Origin of the sequence: Algoriphagus sp., from assembly GCF_013373065.1 — a bacterium.
Taxonomy (GTDB): Bacteria; Bacteroidota; Bacteroidia; order Cytophagales; family Cyclobacteriaceae; genus Algoriphagus.
On record NZ_JABXIN010000009.1, the window covers coordinates 12,958 to 35,885 of the forward strand.

15 protein-coding genes are annotated in these 22,928 nt (G+C 40.8%); 6 read left to right on the forward strand and 9 right to left on the reverse strand.

Annotated features, from left to right (window positions below):
• Positions 1-59 precede the first annotated feature (59 nt).
• The 3 genes from HWE15_RS06650 to HWE15_RS06660 all read left to right on the forward strand — a co-directional run bounded on the left by HWE15_RS06650 (position 60) and on the right by HWE15_RS06660 (position 4,208).
• Positions 60-2,333, forward strand: a complete 2,274-nt coding sequence (locus tag HWE15_RS06650; RefSeq protein ID WP_290506731.1) for a T9SS type A sorting domain-containing protein — start codon at positions 60-62, stop codon at positions 2,331-2,333.
• A 77-nt stretch (positions 2,334-2,410) separates the two neighbouring features.
• Positions 2,411-3,724, forward strand: a complete 1,314-nt coding sequence (locus HWE15_RS06655) for a gluconate:H+ symporter (RefSeq protein ID WP_290506732.1) — start codon at positions 2,411-2,413, stop codon at positions 3,722-3,724.
• A gap of 10 nt (positions 3,725-3,734) precedes the next feature.
• Positions 3,735-4,208 (forward strand): RidA family protein, encoded by a 474-nt coding sequence (locus HWE15_RS06660; protein ID WP_290506733.1) that lies wholly within the window; start codon positions 3,735-3,737, stop codon positions 4,206-4,208.
• Here HWE15_RS06660 and HWE15_RS06665 read toward each other — a convergent pair.
• The 8 genes from HWE15_RS06665 to HWE15_RS06700 form a co-directional block, all read right to left on the reverse strand.
• Positions 4,205-5,599, reverse strand: coding sequence for a transporter substrate-binding domain-containing protein (locus tag HWE15_RS06665; RefSeq protein ID WP_290506734.1), 1,395 nt, complete (start codon positions 5,597-5,599; stop codon positions 4,205-4,207). The genes HWE15_RS06660 and HWE15_RS06665 overlap by 4 nt on opposite strands.
• A 112-nt stretch (positions 5,600-5,711) precedes the next feature.
• Positions 5,712-7,061 carry a TolC family protein gene (locus HWE15_RS06670; protein ID WP_290506735.1) on the reverse strand — a complete coding sequence of 450 codons (1,350 nt, stop codon included), beginning with the start codon at positions 7,059-7,061 and terminating at the stop codon, positions 5,712-5,714.
• Entirely contained in the window at positions 7,061-10,123 is a 3,063-nt protein-coding gene (locus HWE15_RS06675) for an efflux RND transporter permease subunit (RefSeq protein WP_290506736.1), read from the reverse strand. Before HWE15_RS06675 ends, HWE15_RS06670 begins: the two co-directional genes overlap by 1 nt.
• 1 nt (position 10,124) lies before the next feature.
• Entirely contained in the window at positions 10,125-11,207 is a 1,083-nt protein-coding gene (locus tag HWE15_RS06680) for an efflux RND transporter periplasmic adaptor subunit (RefSeq protein WP_290506737.1), read from the reverse strand.
• 19 nt (positions 11,208-11,226) lie between these two features.
• A complete protein-coding gene (locus tag HWE15_RS06685) occupies positions 11,227-12,009 on the reverse strand; it encodes an alpha/beta hydrolase (RefSeq protein ID WP_290506738.1) in 783 nt (260 codons plus the stop codon).
• A 129-nt stretch (positions 12,010-12,138) separates the two neighbouring features.
• Positions 12,139-13,200, reverse strand: coding sequence for a DUF481 domain-containing protein (locus tag HWE15_RS06690; RefSeq protein WP_290506739.1), 1,062 nt, complete (start codon positions 13,198-13,200; stop codon positions 12,139-12,141).
• Positions 13,201-13,202: 2 nt separating this feature from the next.
• A complete protein-coding gene (locus HWE15_RS06695) occupies positions 13,203-14,270 on the reverse strand; it encodes a DUF481 domain-containing protein (RefSeq protein WP_290506740.1) in 1,068 nt (355 codons plus the stop codon).
• An 87-nt stretch (positions 14,271-14,357) separates the two neighbouring features.
• Complete coding sequence (locus HWE15_RS06700) at positions 14,358-17,627, reverse strand: TonB-dependent receptor (RefSeq protein WP_290506741.1); 3,270 nt, start codon at positions 17,625-17,627, stop codon at positions 14,358-14,360.
• A gap of 343 nt (positions 17,628-17,970) precedes the next feature.
• Here HWE15_RS06700 and HWE15_RS06705 point away from each other — a divergent pair, with 343 nt between their 5' ends.
• The gene (locus HWE15_RS06705; protein WP_290506742.1) at positions 17,971-18,660 is read left to right on the forward strand and encodes a lysoplasmalogenase; all 690 of its coding nucleotides are present in this window, start codon (positions 17,971-17,973) and stop codon (positions 18,658-18,660) included.
• A 9-nt stretch (positions 18,661-18,669) separates the two neighbouring features.
• On the opposite strand, the gene aspS is transcribed toward HWE15_RS06705, so the two are convergent.
• Complete coding sequence (aspS, locus tag HWE15_RS06710; protein ID WP_290506743.1) at positions 18,670-20,430, reverse strand: aspartate--tRNA ligase; 1,761 nt, start codon at positions 20,428-20,430, stop codon at positions 18,670-18,672.
• Between the two features lie 251 nt (positions 20,431-20,681).
• Here aspS and HWE15_RS06715 point away from each other — a divergent pair, with 251 nt between their 5' ends.
• Together HWE15_RS06715 and rluF are read left to right on the forward strand one after the other, a co-directional pair.
• On the forward strand, positions 20,682-21,995 hold the full coding sequence (locus HWE15_RS06715) for a peptidoglycan DD-metalloendopeptidase family protein (protein WP_290506744.1): 1,314 nt from the start codon (positions 20,682-20,684) through the stop codon (positions 21,993-21,995).
• A gap of 93 nt (positions 21,996-22,088) precedes the next feature.
• Positions 22,089-22,820: a 23S rRNA pseudouridine(2604) synthase RluF gene (rluF, locus tag HWE15_RS06720; protein WP_290506745.1), complete on the forward strand. Its 732-nt coding sequence runs from the start codon at positions 22,089-22,091 to the stop codon at positions 22,818-22,820.
• The last annotated feature ends 108 nt before the right edge of the window (positions 22,821-22,928 follow it).

Sequence of the window (22,928 nt, forward strand, 5' to 3'; positions counted from 1 at the left end):
TTATTAAATTAGTTATCCTTTTTCAACTTCTTTTTAAAATGTTAGGTAGGGACAAAACGATGCCCCTTTGGCACCTTTTTAATGGCCGAATATACAGGATATTGTCGGCATTCGCAGTAGCAATCATTTGCTCCTACGGAATTGTTACGGCTCAGGAAATCGGCTCCTATCGGACCATTTCATCCGGAAACTTTCAGACAATAGCTATCTGGGAAGTTTATGATGGGAGTAATTGGATCCCTGCAAGCGCTCCTCCTGACCAAAACCATGACATTTACATCGATCAAACCCACCTACTCACTTTAACCCAAAATGAATCCGTAAAAAGTTTATTCATAAACGCGGAGGCTGGAGCAGGTCAGAAACTAAATCTCAATGGTTTTAATCTGGACATTTTTGGAACCCTACAGGGATTTGAAGGCCCAGCCCCTGGTATCCCCAACAGAGCTTGGAATAGCATCAACTGGATCGGAAATTCAATTTCCTCCACTTTAACCTTCCGTGGTACTAGCCGAGTCATTATCCCTCAAAATGCTTGGAGTGCCCAATCAGATCGAAGTCGCTACTCAGTCATTTTTGATCCCGGACCCGGACAAACCTTGATTATTGAAGAAGCTTTCAAAGCGTTAAGTTTTACCATCCGATCAGGAACGGTAATTCAGCGATTAGACACCAGTGTCAATCCTGCAAAATGTGCAACTTTTTCATTTAATACCGAAACAACAGTTTATGGAACAGGTCCCTATGGTGAATTTACTATAGAGGGAGGAGCACAATTAATCAGCGAGTGCGATGAAGGAATTCTATTCCGGTCAAGTTCGATAAGTGCATTACTCTTTTCGGTTCTTCCGGGCGGAGAGTTGATACTGGAAGGAGAAACCCCTCAAATTGAAGCAGCTAATTTTCAACTCAATGGAAAAATTATCCACCGTGGAGGTAGTGGACCGAAATCCTTTTTGTCAAAAAGTTATCCTGACGCAGCGATCCCAAATTCAATTCATGATTTGGAACTTCAGGGAAGTGAGAACTTAACCTTACCTCCTGAACTATTTATAACAGGAGATTTGATTCAGTCCGGATCCGGTGAAATTATTGCAAATTCGAGCCATTTGCATTTTGTAGGAACCTCCGATCAACGGGTTGAAGGATTTCCCCTAACTACTGAAAACCTGACGCTAAATAAGCCGACGGGTGAGGTAATTACAGAGGAAAATATTTCCATATCCCATACTTTTTTCATCCAAAGCGGGAGTCTTAATCTAAATGGGAATGGATTGGAGGTTAATTCATCTGGTTTGGGAGGTATTTCCTATTCTGGAGGAAGCTGGAAAAATGTGGATGTTTTCACCTACCTAAATACACCCACTATTCTAACTGCAATCAACGGAACCTTTCCATTTGAAGATGTCCGAAATGGAGGGAATAGAACGGTTCAACTTTTAGGAAATACTGACGGAGGCAATCTAGAAATCCGGTTTACGGAGTATGAAGGTGCTGAATACAATTCGGGATTCAATGATACGGATGGGACCACTATTCTCTATCGTCTATTTTCTTACTTCCAATTTTCTGGATTGAATCCAAGCACCGAGGAATTAAAAATGCGAATTTCTGCTGATCAACTTATTGTGGACGATGTCGATGATCTTCGAATAGTCGGCACGGGATATGCGGCGCCTGGTAGCAATTTACCTGGCCTGGACCCAGTATTACTATGGGCAAGACGGCTTGTTCCTATCAATGATCTAGAAGGCATCAACTTTACCGTTGGAAGCTTCCGAACCCTAAGTATTCTACCAATCGATTTTCTAAGCTTTGAAGTCAATAGACTTAATTCCAAAAGCATCCTAACTTGGGAAGTGGCGAATTCAAATCCAGGTATTTTTACTATTTACAGAAGCCTTGAACCAACCAAAAATTGGGATAAACTGATCGAAATACCCGTTCAAGATCAAAGCAGATATGAATTCATCGATCATTCAGCATCTTTATTTTACCCCTCCTATTATCGGATCAAACATTCTGAGGACCTCTCAAATCTTCACTCTTGGTCTTCGACTATACTCCTAACACCAATAGGTATTTTACCGGAAACTGGAATTATTTTTCCTAACCCTCACAGTTCAGGGCCTATCTCTATAGAGATCCCAAAAGCGCTAATCAATCAGCCAATCAATTCACAAGTAATTAATCAAGCAGGCATCTCAATCTGGTATGCTCCTCACAAAAGGAAAAACCTTGAACAGTTTTTAGAAAATGTTGCTCCCGGAACCTACCTAATCCGGATTTTTACCTCAGAACAAATGTTCACCTTCCGCTGGGTAAAAAAATAAAATCCCCTTTGAACGATTTGCAAGTCCAAAAAAGAAATGGAATTTTTTATCTTGAAAGGTAAACCCATTCTTAGCCTATGACCATCTTCTTTGTCCTTGTAAGTATCGCCCTCTTGGTGTTGTTGATCGTATGGGCAAAGCTTAACCCCTTCTTGGCCTTCCTGATCGCTTCTATTGTTGCAGGTTTCCTGCTTGGATTGCCTATTGATCAAATCGCCGGTGCAGTACAAAAGGGAATGGGTAATCTTTTAGGCGACTTAGTTGTCGTCATTGTGATGGGGGCCATGCTGGGAAAATTAGTTGCAGAAAGTGGTGCTGCCCAGCGGATATCTGGATTTTTGATGGGCCTTTTTGGAAAAAACCGAATTACCTGGGCTATGTCTTTGACCGGACTTATTGTCGGAATTCCACTTTTCTACAATGTAGGCTTTGTATTGCTAGTCCCCTTGGCTTTTACGGTAGCCTATCAATATCGCCTATCTGCAGTCTATGTGGGTATCCCTCTTTTAGCAGCCTTATCCGTCACTCATGGTTTTCTTCCTCCCCATCCATCTCCTGCTGCGCTGGTTGCTCAGTTTGAAGCGAATATGGGTCTAACACTTTTTTATGGATTGCTGATTACCCTTCCAACTGTGGCAATTGCCGGTCCTATATTTGCCACGCGGCTAAAAAAGATTGAATCCCATCCACTTAAAACCTTTCAAGCAGAACCTCTACCCGAATCAGAGCTTCCTGGCATTGCAAACAGCCTAATCACAGCATTATTGCCAGTTTTTCTACTCATCAGTACAACATTAATTAGCTTTCTTTTACCCGAAGGTCACCCCTCTTCCAGCGTGTTTTCTTTCTTAGGTGATCCTGGAGTCGTCATGTTAGTATCCGTCCTATATGCTACCTACTCCTTAGGCATCAGAAGAAAGGCGCCCATGAAAAAACTCATGGAAAGCTACACCCAAGCGACCAAGGATATTGCCATGATTTTATTAATCGTAGCGGGAGCAGGGGCACTCAAACAAATATTTACGGATTCGGGAGTAAGTCAAGAAATCGCGGAAGGACTGCAATCTTGGTCGGTGCACCCCTTGATTTTAGCATGGACGATTACAGCGATCATTCGAGTATGTGTGGGTTCAGCTACAGTGGCTGGATTGACTACTGCAGGGATCATTGCACCCATTATCCATACTATGAATGTGGACCCGAACCTTTTGGTCTTAGCCATAGGTGCGGGGAGTTTGATGTTCTCTCACTTCAATGACGCTGGCTTCTGGATGTACAAGGAGTTCTTCAACCTGAGCATCAAAGACACCATAAAAACCTGGTCCTTGATGGAAACTCTGGTTGCTATCATCGGACTGATTGGCGTTTTGGCATTAGATCTCTTTATTTAATTTAAAAACTATGAATTCACCTGAAGAAAATTTTGAAAAACTAGGACTTCAACTTCCACCTGCTCCAAAGCCTTTGGGAGTATACAAGCCTTGCCTACAAGATGGAAAGTACCTATACCTTTCTGGACATGGCACGGTTAAATCAGATGGAAGCTTGATCATTGGACGAATTGGAGAGGATCTCGATACGGAACAAGGAAAAATCGCAGCAAGACAAGTTGGACTCGCGATGTTGGCTACAATCAAAGCAAATGTGGGCTCTCTCAACCGGATCAAGCGAGTTGTAAAAGTCTTGGGGATGGTTAACTGTGTACCAACCTTTGAAAAGCACCCCTACATTATCAATGGCTGTAGCGAACTATTTGCAGCTGTTTGGGGTGAGGAAAATGGAGTCGGAGTCCGATCTGCGGTAGGAATGGGTTCTTTGCCGGATAATATTCCTGTTGAAATTGAAGCGCTATTCGAATTAAACGAGGAGTCTTAAGGACTTACCAAGGTCTTGTAAGATTCGAATACACTTAGAATATCTCGAACATAATTCACAGCCAAGTGCCCCTTGGCAAAGCCACTTCGTACCAAAGGATCCCGATAATATTCGGGATCACTTTTTAATGCCAAATATTCGGCAACTTCATCCCAAGTTTGTGTATTAGCCCCGTATTTTAATGCTAATCGCCAGGCATCTTCCACATGCCCGTGACCGATGTTATAGCTGGCCAAAATAAATTTGATTCGCTCGTTTACCTCTGGAACTCGCTCCATCCAAAATTTATCCAAATATTGAAGGTAGCGAACCCCTCCACGCAAAGATTCAATGGGATCATTTGCATTTTCCACTCCAAAGCGCTCCAAGGTAACAGGCATCAACTGCAATAAGCCTTGAGCTCCTGCATAGGAGGTAGCACTTGTGTCAAAACGAGATTCACGATAAACAAGAGAAGCCAATAATCTCCAATCCCATCCCAACTCGCTTGCCCCTTCTTTTATCAAATCATCATAAATAGAAATCCGATTCCCCGCCAAAGAAGAGAAAGGGCTATTCGATCTGAAATAACTGTTTTTTGAATTCAAAAAGTACTTTGCATAGAGCATGGGAATAAACCGCTTTTGCTTATCCTCCATCCACTCATTTACTACCTCAAGTAAAATGGGAGAGCTTTGTCTCACAACCCAAGCCACTTCCTTATCTTCCGAAATAGTCCATGAAATATTCAGCCCATCATAATATGTTGCATTGGCACGTGCAATATTTTGATCCGCAACAGTCCACTTGATCTTTTTTTCGACTACTTGATCAATCAAGCTTTCCTCGTGCAAACTAGACTCTAAAACCGTAAAATCAACATCCACAGAATCTTTAATCACACAAAGCTGGGATTTATAAATTGCTCCTTGGCGAACGTAGATGGTATCGCCTTCTAGCTCTTTCCAATCTTGGATTTTAGGAGAATCTGTTGCTCCTACCAATACAGTATTGATCGTTCCTAAAGGAAGCGTGAAAGAACCTTTTTGAAGTCGGAGGGAATCAATTTCAAGATTCATTGCAATCAAATCCACCTCTCCCTCTTGGAGTCTATCAAAGGCTTTTTCAATATTAACAACTTGCTTGAGCTCCAACGAAACGCCTAAGCGTTGGGCTAGATCGCGAAGAAGCTCATACTCATAACCCATCGTCCTTCCCCGATAGATATAATACCCCGTAGAATTATTATCGACAGCGGCGCGAATACTTCCTCGCTTTTGAATCCCCTTGAGATCGAGGATATAGGTAGGTTGATCCTCTTTGACTCCAAAATGCTTCTCCAAAAAGGTGCACTGAACACCAAATAGAATCAATATGATAAGGACACTAATTGCTCTTAAGACTTTCTTCATGCATAAGGGAAAAATTCCCGAATGGTTCGAAAGCCCTGATAGTCAAATGGTATGCCAATCCTTTTTAAAAAGAAAAAAGGAAGGCATACCAATAAGTCTGTTTAAGAAAATTTTACTGATCTAATCCGGAAGGAACCCAAGCCTGACTGCTATTCTCAAAAAATATTTTTCCGGATAAGCGAAGCAATTCAATTTCCTGCTCCTTAATATTATACAAGGAAGTAATCAGGCGATTTTCAGCCGTCAGCAAATTGACTTGCGCATCCCGAAACTCAAGGTAAGAGGCAATACCCAACCGGAACCGCTCCAATGCTATTTCACTACTTTCTTTTGCCACCGCGTAGTTTCGTTGCTCGATTTCAAGAAGCTCTCGGTTATTTTGGTAGGTATTAAAGGCTCGATAAAGATCAGATTTCAGCTGAATCTCAAATTGATCCACGGCATATTCCTGAATTTTTTGCTGCACTCGGGCATTTTGAATCCTTCTGTTCAAAGAGAAACCAGAAAATAAATTCAAGGCAATATTTCCTCCATAATTGAATCCTGCTCGTTGGTTCTGAATCAAGAAGCCGGCATCAGAATTAAATGTATTATTTGCGTAATTGGCATTTAGATTAATAGCAGGCAGTCTTGAAGCTTGGAGTTCTTTCATTTGAAGAAAAGCCACATTTTCCTGTCGCTGAGTAATAAGCCACTGCTTATTTTCCATCATGGCATTTTCCTCCAAATCGATCAATCGTAATTCGTCACTGACGGTGATGGTATCCTGAACAGAAAATGCTGCTCCTGGTTCAAGAGCCATCAGCTCATTGAGATTGATACGAGCTGCCTCAATGATCTGCGACTGATTTTTCAAAAGACTCAAATCTGTATTGTAATCGACCTCTGCTGTCAGAAAATCCCGTTTCCCAGCCCCACCTAATTCATATTGAGCTTGGGCAATGTCCAATCGAGCCTGGCTTAGTTCTAAAGTTCGCTCCAAAACCTCATAGCGTTGCAATTCCAAAACAAGTCGGTAGTAGGCTGTAGAAATCGCTGCAACGGTATTTTCAACAGCTACTTTTGCATCCAATTCAGAAATTTCAGCCAATTGCCCTAAACGTTTGATGGCTACAATAGCTTCTGGACGGAACCCATAAATAGCGGCAACAGTGAAGTTCTCAGAACGGGATTTTGCTCCAAGAATTTCCCGTGGGGTTTCTGGGTCGCTGACGAAAGTCTGGGTTACATCTTCATTGGAAAAATTACGAGTATAGATAGCATCTACCACTGGTAAAAAAGCAGACCATCCTATACCAATTTCACCTTCACGGAGTTTGATGGTTTCTACTGCAATTTTTACTTGGTAATTATTTTCCAATCCAAGCTGTATTGCCTTTTCCAAGTCCAAAGACTCCACATCTTGTGCCCAAATAGGCTGTATCATGAGACTCACGAGGAGCCCTAGCAATAATTTCTTCATTACGTTCTTGCGAGTCGTCCTTCTTTTGAAGTCAAATAAGTATAAATAGCAGGGATAATGAACAAGGTCAAAATCGTAGCAAATGCCAATCCGCCAATTACCGCGGCACCCATCGGCACACGGCTTTCAGCCCCTGCGCCTAATCCCAAAGCAATAGGAAGAATCCCCAAAATTGTTGACAAAGAAGTCATCAGAATTGGTCTAAATCGCGCCACGGCTGCTCCATAAATAGCTTCATGAACTGACATTCCATGTGCTTTGCGCTGATTAGCAAATTCCACAATTAGAATTCCGTTTTTGGTAACCAAACCAATCAACATGATAATCCCAATCTGAGAGAAGATATTCAGGGTGAAATCAAAAGACCAAAGCGTCACCAAAGCTCCAAATAAGGCCAATGGAACAGTAAACATAATGGTCAACGGATCCAAGAAACTCTCAAACTGTGCCGAAAGCACCAGGTAAATCAATACCAAGGCAAACAAGAATGCGAACACCAAGCTGTTTGAACTTTCTCGGAATTCTTTGGAAGGTCCTGAAACGTCAGTAGCAAACGAATCATCCAAAATTTCAGCAGCAACACGATCCATTTCATCCAATCCATCCCCGATGGTATAGCCTTCTGCTAAGTTGGCAGAAACCGTAGCTGACACGAATCGATTAAAACGGTAGAGTTGAGGAGGGGTACTCTTTTCAACCACCCGTACCAAGTTGTCCAATTGAACCAATTGTCCATTTTCGGCACGCACATAAAGCATTCTCAGGTTAAGCGGTTCATTTCGATCTTCAAGCTGCATTTCACCAACTACCTGATATTGCTTTCCATTCATGATGAAATAAGCAAATCGTTGCCCTGAGTAGGACAACTGCAAGGTGCGTGCAATCTCCTGAACGGAAACCCCGATATTTCTCGCTTTTTCACGATCAATTTCTATTTCCAATTCGGGCTTGGTGAATTTCAAATTGATATCAGCAAAAATGAAGGCAGGGCTTTGATTCACCTTTTCCATAAAAGGAGGAATCACTTCCTTCAACTTCTCGAGGGTAGGCGCCTGAATTACATATTGTACAGGAAGCCCTCCTCTTCTATTGCCTATTGCTTGGGGTTGAGAAGCAAAAGCCCGAACAGCCGTATAACTTTGAAGTTTTTGATTGACTTGATTAAAAATTTCTTGTTGGGATCGGCTTCTTTTATCTGAGTCTGTCAAAATCAGACGACCAAATCCCGAGTTTGTACTAGCCGTTCCAAATCCAGGAGAAGTAACAGAAATAATCCCGACCAATTCTTCTTGAGGAATGGATTCTTTAAAATCAGCAACCATTTCATCGATCACTTTATCCATATAGGAGAAAGTCGCTCCTTCCGGACCAGACATATTGATTCGAATCTCTCCCCGATCCTCAGTCGGCGTAAGCTCTGATGGAATTTGATTAAACAACCAATAAATACCTAGGCCCATCAATCCGATGATTGGAAAAGCCATCCATCTAACTTTGAAGAATTGACTGAGGATATTATCGTATTTCTCATTTAGCCAAACGAAAATCGGCTCGGTCTTCGTGTAGAACCAATTATGCTTTTCCCTACGCTTCAATAATTTAGAACTGAGCATGGGGGTCATGGTCAACGCGACGAAAGAGGATATGATCACGGAGCCAGCCACTACAATTCCAAATTCCCGGAATAGTCGTCCCGTTGTCCCGGTTAAGAAGATAACCGGTAAGAATACTGCTGCCAATGCAACAGTTGTTGCAATAACCGCAAAGAAAATTTCTTCAGATCCTTTTCTAGCAGCGTCAAGTGGTTTTTCACCTTTTTCTATTCGGGCATAGATATTTTCCAACACTACAATGGCATCATCCACTACCAGACCAATGGACAATACAATCCCCAAAAGTGTCAACACATTGATGGAGAAATCCATCAAATACATGATAAAGAATACTCCAATCAAGGAGATCGGAATGGTCAACACAGGAATAAAGGTGGTTCGCCAATCTCGTAGGAAAAGGAAAATGATAGCGACAACTAGAATAAAGGCTGTAATGATCGTTTCCTGAACTTCCGCGATGGAATTACGGATATACTGTGTAGAATCAAAGCCGATCTCTAAGCCTACATCTGCTGGTAGGTCTTTTTCGATAAACTCCAAACGGCGATAAAATTCATCCACAATTTCAATATTGTTGGATCCCGGAAGAGGAACTAATACTACCCCTACCATGGGTACACCATCTCGTTTGAGAACTGTCCGCTCATTCAATGCAGCTAGCTCTGCTCTACCCACATCCTGGAATCGAACAATGTTGTTCTGATCTTCTTTTATGATCAGTTGATTGAATTCTTGCGGAGTGGAAAGTCGGCTTTTTGTCCGAACAGAAAGCTCGATGGTTTCACCTTCAATTCGACCGGATGGTAATTCTACATTTTCAGACTGTACCTTTTGTAATACATCCAAGGGAGTCACTCCGTATGAGGCCATTTTTAAAGGATCCATTCGGAGGCGAATGGCATATTCTTTTTCACCCCAAATTTGAACCCTGCTTACTCCGGGAATGGTTTGGAGTCGCTCTTTAAAAATATTGTCAGCTATATCAGATAGCTCCAGTAAGCTACGCTTATCACTTTTAACATTCAAAAAGACGATGGGCTGAGAATCAGCATCAGCTTTGGAAACCACCGGAGGTTCTGCATCTGGAGGAAGGTTTCGCTGCGCACCTGCCACTTTATCTCGAACATCATTCGCTGCTGCTTCCAAATCCGCTCCCACATCAAATTCCACCGTAATACTACTTGCTCCGTCATTACTGGTAGACGTAAGAGATTTGATCCCTTGAATACCGTTGATAGCCTCTTCCAAAGGTTCGGTTATCTGAGCCTCAATTACATCTGCATTGGCTCCGACATAATTGGTCCGCACACTGATTACTGGTGGATCAACGCTGGGAAATTCCCGGATGCCAAGAAGTGAAATCCCGATAGCTCCAAAAAGGATAATAATCAGGGACATCACAATGGCCAATACAGGCCGATTGATACTAATATTTGATAAACTGGCCATGTTAATTGATTTGGGTGTACGTTAAGGGCATTCCCTCCCGAGCCTGCAAAATACCTGTAGCAAGAACCAAATCCCCTTCCTGAAGACCACTGACTATTTGAACCTGTGTATCCGTACGGGTACCAATTTCAACAACACGCTCTTCTGCTTTGCTATCAGCTCCTACCACATAAACTTTATAACCCTGAAGTTCCGGAATTACCGATTCAGCAGGGACCATGAGCGCGTTTTCTGTTTCTCCTAGAACAAACCTTATCCGAACATACATTCCTGGAAGGAACTTATTGTCCTTATTGGGACTTTGAGCCCGAAGCTTCATCGTCCGTGTAGCAGCATCAATTTGAGGTTCAAAGGCATACACCGTTCCCTCAAATTCAGAAGAAGATGCTTCATTGGAAAAATAAATTGGAGAACCAATTTTAACCAAACTGGAATAACGTTCGGGAATTGAGAATTCAATTTTAATTGGATCGATATTGACAATATTGGTAATAACGTCGGCAGTACCGATTACACTACCTTCTGAAACTTGGCGAAGACCAAGAATCCCATTAAAAGGAGCCCGAATAATCCGCTTTGCCAACTGGGCCTCTACCAATTTGATATCTGAAACAATGGTATTGTATTGATTAAGGGCAATGTCATATTCTTCTTGACTGATTGCTTCTCGTGCCAATAATTGTTTTTGTCGGTTCTCCTGAGTCTCATAGAGCTTCTGCGTATACTGCAATCGCTGATACTGTGCCTGAAGCTCATCGTCATCCAAGTAAACCAATGGTGTACCCTTCGTTACATATTGACCTTCCTTGAAAGCAATACGTGTGACTAAACCTGAAACCTCAGATCGAAGATTAACAGACTCATTCGCCAAAATACTTCCTGTCACCTGAAGCTGATTGGTCAATGTTTCCCGCTTCAACTTCACCACATCCACTGGAAGTGCACTAGGTTGGCCAGGTCCAGCCCCGACTGAAGTCACAGAATTATCATTGGAATTGCGCAGATCTAATCTAGGATAGATCACCGCCGCCAGAATCACTAATGTGATCGCAACAAATAAGATTACCTTCGTTTGCTTTTTCATGTAGAAAAGTGCTGAATAATTAATTAAGGCCTTTCAGAAAAGCCAGTGATAGCTGATTAAATTCTTGAGGTCGCTCAACATTGACTACATGGCCACATTGTTCGAGCACCTTTAGCATAGCATTTCTATGCTGTTTTACGATGTTTTTTACAGGTTCCAAAAACATCACATCCTGATCTCCCATCACATAGAGTGTTGGAATTCGGATGTCCACTTCCTTGAAATATCGAAGAAGAGGATTGATGTCTTTGGTGAGTTTAAACCATCGTATAAACTCTTTTTGACATAATTTTTTGGCTTCTCGAATGAACAAATTCCTAGATTCGGAATGCTGCTTTCGCGGTAAAATAACGTAGGCAAACAATCGATAAAGCCACATGTAAGGAATCACTTTCTTGAAGGTGTTCCCCAGAAATACTAATACCCGGGATTGAATGGTCAACCGGGTAACCGCTCCCGCCAAAATCAGCGATTTTACTCTCTCTGGTTGCATTTCTGCAAGTTGCCTTGCCAGGATTGTGCCCAAAGAAACGCCCATAAAGTGAGCGGGAGGCATATTCAAATGATCTAAAACTTCAATAACATCCCGAGTCACATCTTCAAAAGTATATTCCTTTTGATAAATCGCCTGAGATAGATTAGCCGATTTTCCGTGACCTCGAAGATCAATCAACAACAGATTGTATTCCTCTTTGAAATCTTTAATCTGTTTGTACCAAACTGCAGATGACCCACCAGCGCCATGGATAAACACCACCCATTCCTCAGAATTCGGATTCGGATATGTTTTGTAATGTAACATGAAGGCTAAACTGCAGATCGCCTAGATTGGTTCTTCATATACAAAATTAGCGAGAGGATTTAGTCTATTGTGTTAAAATGATACTGGAGGCAAATGCCATCGACTAATGGAGAAAATCAAGGATATGACCTAAAAAATCCATCCAATTGTGCTCTGAATGATGTAATCTGTATTCGTACCTCCTTCTGTGGGCTGATTGTCATAGTTAATTGCTGTTCCCAATTTTAAATAAAAATCATTCAGAAAATCATATCTGATATCTAATCGAAAATCACTTCGAATCCGGTTGGCCTCCGTAAAACTGTCATAAAAATTTAAGCTAGCATTGATATCAAAAATGCTAAAATCTTTAATCTGTAATTGCGAAGAAATTACACCTTCTGTACTTGATTGTACGATGCTTATCTCTCTGAATTTTTCCCTATTCAGATTTAGTCCGCCAGTTACCATCCAGGTAGCCTTTTGGATGTGAAAAATATACTTCCCAAAACCAAGCTTATAACCTGTTCTCAAATCCAGTAATTGTTGGGTATTGCTTAAGAAACTTACCCAACCCAAAACAAACCATTCCTTAGGTAAATAATAAAGCCCTACCAGACTTGCCTCGTACCTTTTGATAGGCTGGGTTTCAGATTGGACTGATCGGATTCCATTGAAATATTGCAATGCTAAAAACCGGCTCCCGTTATACGATAAGGCATTTTGGAGTGAAAACTGTCTCAGATTGTTTGCTTTTGCCATATTGAACCCAAGGCCAATTTCTCCATCAAATCGGCCTTTTGAATTTCCTCTAATTCTAAAAAATTGAATAACATCAGCCCTACTTGTATGAATAATATCTCCAATCTGGATTCCTAATTTGTTTTGCTGCCTTTTCGTGGGTTGGATGATTTGAATACTTATGGAATCGGCATTTATTTGATCAATTTCTGCTTCAAAATATTGACCATTTTCTAGTGCTATCAAAAAAGGAAAATCACTTGATAGATCTATAATTTTGGAAAAAGATACTTCCAGATTTTTCTCAGAAAATTCTACCTCCATCACTAAAACACCCCGTTCCATTCGCTTGATTTCCCCTACAAGAAGGGTTCCATCCTTCAATTGAAGGGTATCTAAAGAATTAGACCATCCCGTAAATGGAAGAAGAACAAATAAAAAAAATAGGCAGAATCTTTTAATAGGGGTCATTCCTACAAACTCCAGCCTATAGTTGTTTGGAAAATATAATCCAGACTAGTAGCACCTTCTACCGGTCGGTTATCGTAGTTTATGGTCGTTCCTAAATTCACATAAAAATCCTCCAAAAACTCATATTTCACATCAAGCTTAAAGTCTGTTCTAAATCTACCCTTTTCTGACAAACTAGGGTAGGCAGTAATATTACTCAAAAGGGAAAGATCCCCGATATCATACAAATTCAATTCTGAACCGAGAAAAGCTTCCCCTGACCTTCTTCCTGGTGTATCATCCAGATATTGTTCATTGTTTAAGTTAGCACCTACTTGAAATCCTAAATAGGATTTGTTGGTATGAAGCAAATATTTACCTATACCTAATTTATTTCCGACTCGGGACTTAATGAGCTGTTCTGTATTGGACAAAAAAGTCAAATCATAAAGCCAGAAAAAGTCTTTAGGCAGAAAGAATACAAAGGAGATATTAGCATCTGTACGTTTTGTGGCTTCTACTTCATCTTGATTGGAACGAAGGCTATTAAATGATGAGCCTACTTTCCATCTATCTGCTAAGTATCCTAAACCACTCCTAACATTAAATGTCCTAAGATTATTCGCTTTTGTCAAACTCCACCCCAAGTCAATACTTGCTGAAAGCCGACTCCAAAATCCTTCATCCAGGGCATTCAGGAAAACAACATCAGTTAATGGAACTATCAAAAACTCAGTCCCTTCCGTTTCTTCAGATAGTTCTTTTTTCTTTATTCGAATTAATGATTCAGGGGTATAGTAATTAATTTGAATTTCTGAATCGGAGACACTCTTGATTTTACCATTAAATCTTCTACCATCTGTCAGCGTGATCAGATAATTGGTTTTAGAAATGATCCCGATCAAATCTTCCCATTTTGCTTTAAAGTCTTTATCAGAATAGTCCGTTTCGATCGTAATGACCCCGCGATCCATTCCTTTTATTTCTCCTACAATGATGTCTTTGTTTTTAAAAACCAATGAATCCGTCTGTCCATATCCGACAACAGAAATTGAAAAAATTAAAAGTAGTAACAGGCAAAACTTCCTCATGATCAGACTTTTTTAAAATTTACAGAAAATTAAAAATAAAAAAAGCACACTCTTTTGAGTGTGCTTTTCCTAATTTTTTTGTTCAGATTAATTGAAAATGTATCGGATACCTACCTGCATTCTCCAAGTATCTCCTAGAGAAGTAGTGGTTCTGAATGTTTCAGTTGGAAATTCAGAAGTACCTGGTACGGTGTTCAATCTATAAATTGGCTGGCCAGCATCGTTGATATCTACTAGCCTCAAAAGATTGTTTTGGAACGCGAACTTCTGGATACCCCAAGAAGAATTGAACATGTTACCAATGTTCAAAATATCGATAGACAGCTGAAGCTTGTTCTTCTTATCATTAGTGAAAATCAAGTCCTGAGTGAATCGAAGATCGAATCGGTTAACCCAAGGTCTCAAAGCACCATTTCGCTCTGCTACTGAACCTCTATTTGCGCTCAAGTACTCATCTTGATCGATATAAGCATCCAATAAAGAAGCTTGCTCAGCAGCTGTTACGGTTCTACCACCCAAAGAGAATTCATCAAATACCAATTCACTAGCAGAATTTGGAATATACATCAAACGGTTTGAAGCATCTCCAAAGTTACCAGAATAGGTATATGAGAATCTACCTGCATCAGAACCTTCATAGAATAAAGTAATTGTAGAAGTCTCTGTTTGGTAGGAAAGTGTACCAATCAATCGATTAGGAATATCAAATCCAGCAAAACCTAACTCAGGGTTATTTCTGTCGGACTGAACTGTAGCTGGCCACAAGGAAATTGCCTGAGAACCTCCAGCTGCATCTAGATCTCTTGATCTTGAACGAGTGTATGCAATCATTGTAGAGAAGCCATTTTCAAATTCCTTCTGCAATTGCGCAGTGATAGAATAGTAATCCGCTTTTCTGCTAGCATTCGTCAGGTAGAATACATTTCGGAAATCAGGATCATTTGAATAATTAGTATTATTCCAATATGGACGCTGATCTGGACCAGAAAGTGTTCCATCAGGAGTTCTTAACACAGGGTTGTAAGCAATAGGAGTAGAAACATCTCTAGAGTAGATGAATTCAGCAGTACCGATGATTCCGAAAGGAAGTACCTGATCGATTGCCAAGTTTGTTCTCCATACTTGAGGAAGCTTGAAGTTTCTGTCAGTCAAGTTCAATTCGTTAGAAAGAGACTGTCCTGGATTTTCAGGATTTCCAAATGTAACGTCTGGATTGAACACGTAGTTTGGTCCGAAAGCCTCAGCTACTTCATCACCTTCATATCCAAGTCCACCTCGAACTACACCTGAACCGTTCACTTGGTTAGAAAGCCATACGAACGGAATACGACCTGAGAAGATACCTGTTCCACCACGAACTTGAGTAGTTCTGTCACCTTTAGCATCCCAGTTGAAACCAACACGTGGAGACCACAATGGATTTACTTTAGGGAAAGTGCTTACATCAGGAGTAATGGTCCCATCAGGAGTTTCGAAAGTCTTGTTCAAGTTATCCAACAACTCGTTTCGAGGAATATCGATTGGATAGAATGGGAAGTCAACACGAAGACCACCAGTCACTTTCAATTTGGATGTTACCTGATATTCATCCTGCACATAAAGACCAAACTGACCGAATCGAGTCTGATCGGTAGGAGGAGTCGTAGATCCATCTAAAGCAAAGCTTTTTGCAAACGCATCTGGATATGCACCAGGAGTTCTATTGATTACTGACTCTACAAATGCATCATAGCTATTGAATCGGTAGAAACCATTGAACACAGGGTTAAATGCATTATCAAAAGTCATGTATTCAAAGTTCGCCCCGAAAGTGTAAGTGTGATTTCCTTCATACAATGAAAAGTTGTTGGTTACATTGAAGATATTGTTTTCCAACAAGTTACCTACAGTAAACAGCTCATTACCTACAGAGGTGTAGTAAAGCAAGTTACCTGACTCATCCGGCTCCAAAATTTCAATGAATGGGAAGGCCTGGCCACCTGGGATACCACGCTTAGGATCTGTAATTGAGGTATAACCAATATTGAATTGGTTAGACATATTAGTACCGATTCTTGAGTTCAATTCCGCAACCCAAGACTGTACATTTCTATCGTTGGTATAGTTTGTATTTCGGAAGTTCATTGCCTCAATACCGGTTCTTCTTGTATTTCTGTATCGGGTAGAGATGAAACGGATAGAGTTTCCATTGGTCGGTACATCAGTGAATGCCGTATAGTTGTTGTATCTCACAGACAATTTGTGATTGTCATTGATGTTGAAATCCAATCTAGCATTGAAACGCTCTTGCTCAGAGGCAAATGGATAGTTTTCGTAAGGACCAGTTTCGTAGTCGTACAAAGATCTCAATTGAGTTCTGATGAAATCTAGATCAGAAGCAGGAACTCGAGAAACTGTCAAGCCATCAGGCTCTAAACCTGGACGTGCAGCAACTTTTGTGTAACTAGGAACTGCCTCTGTTTCTGTTTCATAAGAAACAAAGAAGAACAGTTTATTCTTGATAATCGGACCTCCTAAGCGGAAACCAACAATTTCATTTTTAGAGTCGCCTACATTTAAACGAGTATCGCCTACCTTATCACCGATCATTTGATCGTTTCTTAGGTAGTAGTAAGCAGAACCGGAAAACTCGTTGGTACCAGACTTGGTAATCGCGTTAACAGAAGCACCGGTAAAACCAGCCAAACGAACATCGTAAGGAGCCAAGTTTACTTGAACTTCTTCGATCGCGTCCAATGAGATTGGGTTTGAACCAGCAAATTGTCCTGAACCAAGGCCGAAGTTGTTGTTGTAAATGTTACCGTCGATGGTGTAGTTGTTAAATCGGCTAGAAGTACCAGCGAAAGAAGTGCCGTTTGACTGAGGAGTCAAGCGGGTAAAGTCGTTGATATTTCGGTTGATAGTAGGAAGTGCGTTGATTTTGTCAGTAGACAAGTTCAATGCTGCTCCAGTCTTGTCAGCATTCATAATAGCATCCTGACTGGCAATAATTTCGATTGCTTCCAACTCCAATCCATCGGAGAGTGCTGCATTCAAAGTGTAGGTTTGACCCAGACCAAGAACGATTCCTTCGAAGGTTCTATCTTCAAAACCTACGAAAGAAATTCGAACGGTGTAAGGTCCACCGACACGCATGTTTGGAAGAACGAATCGACCTTCCAAGTTACTCACTGCCCCATAACGGGTACCTGATGGCTCGTGGGTTGCTACTACGTTTGCACCTGGAAGTGATTCACCGGAAGCATCGGTAACCACACCTTGGATACTGGCGGTAGTAACACCCTGTGACATTGCCCATGTGCTGCTCAAAGCCACAAAAAGGACTGTCAACAAGTTTTTGAGTAAATTTTGCCTCATATTTATTTGTTTTGGTAAAAGTTGGTTGATTCAAATATGCCGCAAAGGTAGATTGCGGGGATTTTTTTCGGGGGCAAAGTAAGTTAATTTTTTGCTCATTCTTTTCACAAAATTTAACTTTTACTTAACATCCGAAACAAAATGAAATTTTGGCTAATTTGGTTTTTCTCTTATTATTCAAAATAAATATTTGAAAATTAAATAAATTTAGATTTAAATTTTTCTGATCAATTATTGACTAAAATTTATTTTTGTTTATTCACAAAAACCGGACAAACAATTTATTTCCCATGATTACGCTCAATCTCTTTATATTTGACATAGATCAAATCACCCTGATATTTTGAAAAATAAAAACATCTTTTGGCTCTACATTTTTTTGTTTGCAGCGCTCGCTGATATGGCCTTTATCATCAAGGATATACCCACCCTGCGAATCTATTCCAAACCATTGATAATCACAAGTTTAATCATCTATTTTTATAAAATTACCAAGCCTGTTTCGTGGACCCTACTTTCCAAGGCCACACTAGGTGCCTTGGTATTTTCTCTATTGGGTGATTTTCTTCTCCTTTGGAATCATCTTTTCATTTATGGAATTGGTGCATTTTTCCTTGCCCAAGTGTGCTATATCATCGCATTTAAAGTTGGGCAGCGAAATCCTAATCGAATTGTAGGAGTGAATTTTATACGCACCTTTTTCTTTAATCTCCCTATCTACATTCTGGCTGCCTGGGTCTATTTTTTAATACATCAAAACTTAGGGTCCCTAAAAATTCCTGTGGTATTATATATAATCGTGATTGTCTCCATGGTTAGTACTGCGCGAGAACGATTTAAAAAGTGTAACCCGGAGTCTTTTTGGCAGGTGTTTATTGGAGCGAGTTTATTCTTCATTTCCGATGGCATCATTGCCATCAGTAGATTCTACAGAGATTTTCCGGAAGCTGATGTTACTATTATGGGCACCTACATCATTGCCCAGCTTTTGATCATCATGGGGATCAGGTCCTACCTGATCCGCCCTGAATAATCATCAAGTTTATTTTTCTTCTTTCACATCCAATTTAATGGAAAGTTCTTCTAGCTGTTCATTAGAAATGGTGCTCGGAGAATCAATCATCACATCTCGCCCTGAGTTGTTTTTTGGGAATGCAATGTAATCACGGATGGAGTCAGAGCCTCCGAAAATCGCGCAAAGCCGATCAAAACCAAAGGCAATTCCTCCATGTGGTGGGGCACCATACTCAAAGGCTTCCATTAAAAATCCAAATTGCTTTTGAGCTTCCTCTTCAGTAAATCCAAGATGTTTGAACATCAATTGTTGGGTAGTTCGATCATGAATTCGAATAGAGCCACCGCCGATCTCGACGCCATTAATGACTAAATCATACGCATTGGCTCGAACTGCACCCGGGTCTGTATCCAATAGTGGAATATCCTCGGCTTTCGGAGAAGTGAATGGATGGTGCATAGCATGATAACGTTGCGTCTCCTCGTCCCATTCAAGCAATGGGAAATCAACCACCCAAAGCGGCTTGAAAACGGATCGATCACGAAGCCCTAAGTCTTCACCCATTTTAAGACGAAGCTCAGATAGCTGCTTTTGAACAACTCTTGTATCTCCGCTTAGAATAAGCATCAAGTCTCCAGGCTCTGCACCAAATGCCTGAGCCCATTCATGAAGATCTTCCTGTGAATAAAATTTATCCACTGTAGATTTCAGAGACCCATCTTCATTGTACTTCACATAAACGAGCCCTTTTGCCCCAATTTGAGGACGTTTTACCCAATCTGTCAATTCATCCAATTGCTTTCGGGTATAAGATGCTGCTCCTTTCGCACAAATACCTATGATCAGCTCCGCTTGATCAAAAATTCCAAATCCTTTGCCCTGAGCAATTGCATTTAGCTCTATGAAACGCATATCAAATCGAAGATCTGGCTTGTCATTTCCATAATAACGCATTGCATCGGCATAGGTCATTCGCCCTACTTCCTCCAACTCAATCCCTTTAACCTGCTTGAATAAGTGACGGGTCAATCCTTCAAACATGGACAATACATCATCTTGGGTAACAAAAGACATTTCACAGTCTATTTGTGTAAACTCCGGCTGTCGATCGGCACGAAGATCTTCATCGCGGAAGCACTTCACGATTTGAAAGTAACGATCGAAACCTGAAACCATCAAAAGCTGCTTGAAAGTCTGGGGTGATTGAGGCAAAGCATAAAATTCACCTGGATTTACCCGACTAGGTACTACAAAATCACGAGCCCCTTCTGGAGTGGATTTGATTAAAACTGGTGTTTCCACCTCAATAAAATCCTTCCCGTCCATGTATTTTCGGGTTTCTTGCATCATTCGATGCCGCAGTTGTAGTTTTTGGCGTACTACATTTCTTCTCAAATCCAGGTAGCGATATTTCATACGAAGGTCATCACCTCCGTCAGTTTCATCCTCTATCAAAAAAGGAGGTACTTTGGCTGGGTTCAATACTTGCAGATCTTCCACCTTCACTTCAATAGCTCCAGTAGGAATTTTATCGTTTTTAGAAGTTCGCTCAATCACTTCTCCTTTGGCCTGAACCACAAATTCTCTCCCCAAGGCCGCCGCTTTTTCCAAAAGCTCTTTTGGAGTGCTTCCCTCCTCAAAAATTAATTGCGTCAATCCATAACGATCCCGAAGGTCCACCCAAATGAGTCCTCCTTTATTTCTAACTCGCTGCACCCAGCCTGATAAAGTAACCTGAGTACCAACATGATGAATTCGTAGTTCGCCGCAATTGTGGGTTCTGTGCATGATCAAATAAATTTTGAAGGGTCAAAGATACAGAATTGTCTTTTTGACGCATTATTATCAAGCCAAGATTCAGTGATTCCCGATAAGAATTATTGTTCCTTTTCCGTTTTAATGAAAAAAATCATAAAAAAGCCTTCAACAAGTTCAATTTATGGTTCTAGGAATGGTTTTTGAGGAAAATGTCTTGAAAAACACAGAGATTTTCTTTTCATTCGAAGAATTCTTAATTCACCCAAACAAATTTCAATCTCATGAATAAAAAATGGACAGGTCTAGCTGGTATTGCTTTGGTTATTTTAGCTGCCATCTATTTCCTGAAACCCATTGATTTTAATAGCTCAGATTCATGGGAGGAATCCAATCAAGAAGAAGCTAGCCTAGATCAGGAAGAGACGCGCCAATATTTATATGGTATTGACGTCACGGGACTAAATATCATCGAAGGAACAGTTGAAAAAAACCAAACGCTAGGAAGTATCTTAAGCCCTTTTGCGGTTCCTTATCAAATCATTGACGAGATCGCAAAAAAATCTAAGGAGGTATTCGATGTACGGTACATCGCTTTGAATAAGAAATTCACGATTCTTACACCTGCCGATTCAGCGCAGGCAAAGTTTTTTATTTATGAGCCAAATCCAGCAGAATATGTGGTTTTTGACTTGGATAGCTTGGAAATATACCGTCAGGAAAAGCCAGCTGAGTTTGTCACCAAGCAAGTGGGCGGAACTATTAAAAACTCGCTTTATGTGGACATGACTGCTCAGGGAATCGGACCAGACCTAGTGGATTTATTTGCTGATTTATATGGCTGGTCTGTAGATTTCCAACGACTTCAAAAAGGAGATAAATACAAAGTCGTTTATGAAGAGAAGATGATTGATGGAAAATCTGTTGGGGTTACCGAAATCAAGATGGCCTATTTTGAGCACATGGGAGAGCCTTACCACGCTATTCCTTTTGAGCAAAATGGAGAGCTCAACTTCTTTGATCAAGAGGGAAACAGCCTGAAAAAAGCTTTTTTAAGAGACCCATTGAAATATTCTCGAATCAGTTCCCGATACAACCTGAACCGTTTTCATCCTGTGCAAAAGCGCTATAAGCCCCACCTTGGAACTGATTATGCTGCACCAAGAGGTACAGAAATCCGTACCGTAGGAGATGGAACTGTAGTGGAAGCAGGCTATTCTAGAGGAAACGGGAATTATGTAAAAATCAAGCATAATGGGACTTACACTACGCAATACCTACACATGTCCAAAATTGGAAAGGGCATAAAAAAAGGGACACGTGTAAGGCAAGGACAAGTTATCGGCTATGTGGGTAGTACAGGTTTGGCAACAGGCCCACACTTATGTTTTCGTTTTTGGAAACATGGAAAACAAGTGGATTGGTTAAAGGAGAAAATCCCACCATCCGAGCCTATTCTTGCTGAAAACCGGACAGCTTTCGAATCAATACGTTCAGAATCTATCAATTTATTAGCAGCTATTCCACTGGAAGGCGAGGAACAAGTTTTAATTGCAGCAGAATCCTCAACCACTAATTCTGGTATTTCAGGGGAATAACTCGTCTATTATTTTTAAATCATAAAATCCAAAGTAATGGCCACTCAGGAATTGATTTGGGTTTTTTGAAAAAAGAAACTCAAGCATATTTCCTTGAAGCAACATCACCCCATCCGAATCAACAAATACCTGAGCGAATCAGGCTATTGTTCCCGACGACAAGCAGATCAATTGTTGGAAGAGGGGAGGATTAAATTAAATGGGAAAACCCCTGAACTTGGAACGAAGGTTAATCCCGGTGATATAGTCACGGTAGATGGAAAACCCATCGGCGCTCCGCTTGAAAAGCATGTATACATTGCCTTCAACAAACCTGTTGGTATTGTATCCACTACCGATACAAAGGGAGAGAAAAACAATATCATTGACTACATCAACCATCCCCAACGGATTTTCCCAATTGGAAGGTTGGATAAGGATAGTGAGGGATTGATTTTATTGACAAGTGAAGGCGATATAGTCAACAAAATACTGCGCGCCCACAACAATCATGAAAAGGAATATATAGTCACAGTGGACAAACCTATTACAGATCGGTTTATCCAACGGATGGCGAATGGGATTCCAATTTTAGGAACAGTGACCAAAAAGTGTAAAGTCGAGCGAATCAGCCAACGAAAGTTTAGAATTACCCTGACACAAGGGCTCAATCGACAAATTCGCCGAATGTGTGAATATCTAGGCTACACCGTAAAACAGTTAATTCGCATTCGAATCATGATTATCCATTTGGATTTAGGAACAGGAAAATGGCGAGACCTGACTGAAAAAGAGCTTTCCCAATTACGATCTTTAATCGCTGATAGTTCAAAAACACATCTATAAAAAAAGGGACCTGATTGGTCCCTTTTTGTTTAGGTTTTCTTCACAGTGTGGTGTTATGGCTAGCTTACATGGTGTCCACCTTCTTGCGTCTTCCCGTGTAGGTGAAGG

What these genes read in the sequence shown, in the direction of transcription:
- HWE15_RS06680 (WP_290506737.1), bottom strand. Translation starts at nt 11,207, where the DNA reads ATGAAAAAGCAAACGAAGGTAATCTTATTTGTTGCGATCACATTAGTG.
- HWE15_RS06655 (WP_290506732.1), top strand. Translation starts at nt 2,411, where the DNA reads ATGACCATCTTCTTTGTCCTTGTAAGTATCGCCCTCTTGGTGTTGTTG.
- HWE15_RS06650 (WP_290506731.1), top strand. Translation starts at nt 60, where the DNA reads ATGCCCCTTTGGCACCTTTTTAATGGCCGAATATACAGGATATTGTCG.
- HWE15_RS06700 (WP_290506741.1), bottom strand. Translation starts at nt 17,627, where the DNA reads ATGAGGCAAAATTTACTCAAAAACTTGTTGACAGTCCTTTTTGTGGCT.
- HWE15_RS06665 (WP_290506734.1), bottom strand. Translation starts at nt 5,599, where the DNA reads ATGAAGAAAGTCTTAAGAGCAATTAGTGTCCTTATCATATTGATTCTA.
- HWE15_RS06715 (WP_290506744.1), top strand. Translation starts at nt 20,682, where the DNA reads ATGAATAAAAAATGGACAGGTCTAGCTGGTATTGCTTTGGTTATTTTA.
- HWE15_RS06695 (WP_290506740.1), bottom strand. Translation starts at nt 14,270, where the DNA reads ATGAGGAAGTTTTGCCTGTTACTACTTTTAATTTTTTCAATTTCTGTT.
- HWE15_RS06690 (WP_290506739.1), bottom strand. Translation starts at nt 13,200, where the DNA reads ATGACCCCTATTAAAAGATTCTGCCTATTTTTTTTATTTGTTCTTCTT.
- HWE15_RS06675 (WP_290506736.1), bottom strand. Translation starts at nt 10,123, where the DNA reads ATGGCCAGTTTATCAAATATTAGTATCAATCGGCCTGTATTGGCCATT.
- aspS (WP_290506743.1), bottom strand. Translation starts at nt 20,430, where the DNA reads ATGCACAGAACCCACAATTGCGGCGAACTACGAATTCATCATGTTGGT.
- HWE15_RS06670 (WP_290506735.1), bottom strand. Translation starts at nt 7,061, where the DNA reads ATGAAGAAATTATTGCTAGGGCTCCTCGTGAGTCTCATGATACAGCCT.
- HWE15_RS06660 (WP_290506733.1), top strand. Translation starts at nt 3,735, where the DNA reads ATGAATTCACCTGAAGAAAATTTTGAAAAACTAGGACTTCAACTTCCA.
- HWE15_RS06685 (WP_290506738.1), bottom strand. Translation starts at nt 12,009, where the DNA reads ATGTTACATTACAAAACATATCCGAATCCGAATTCTGAGGAATGGGTG.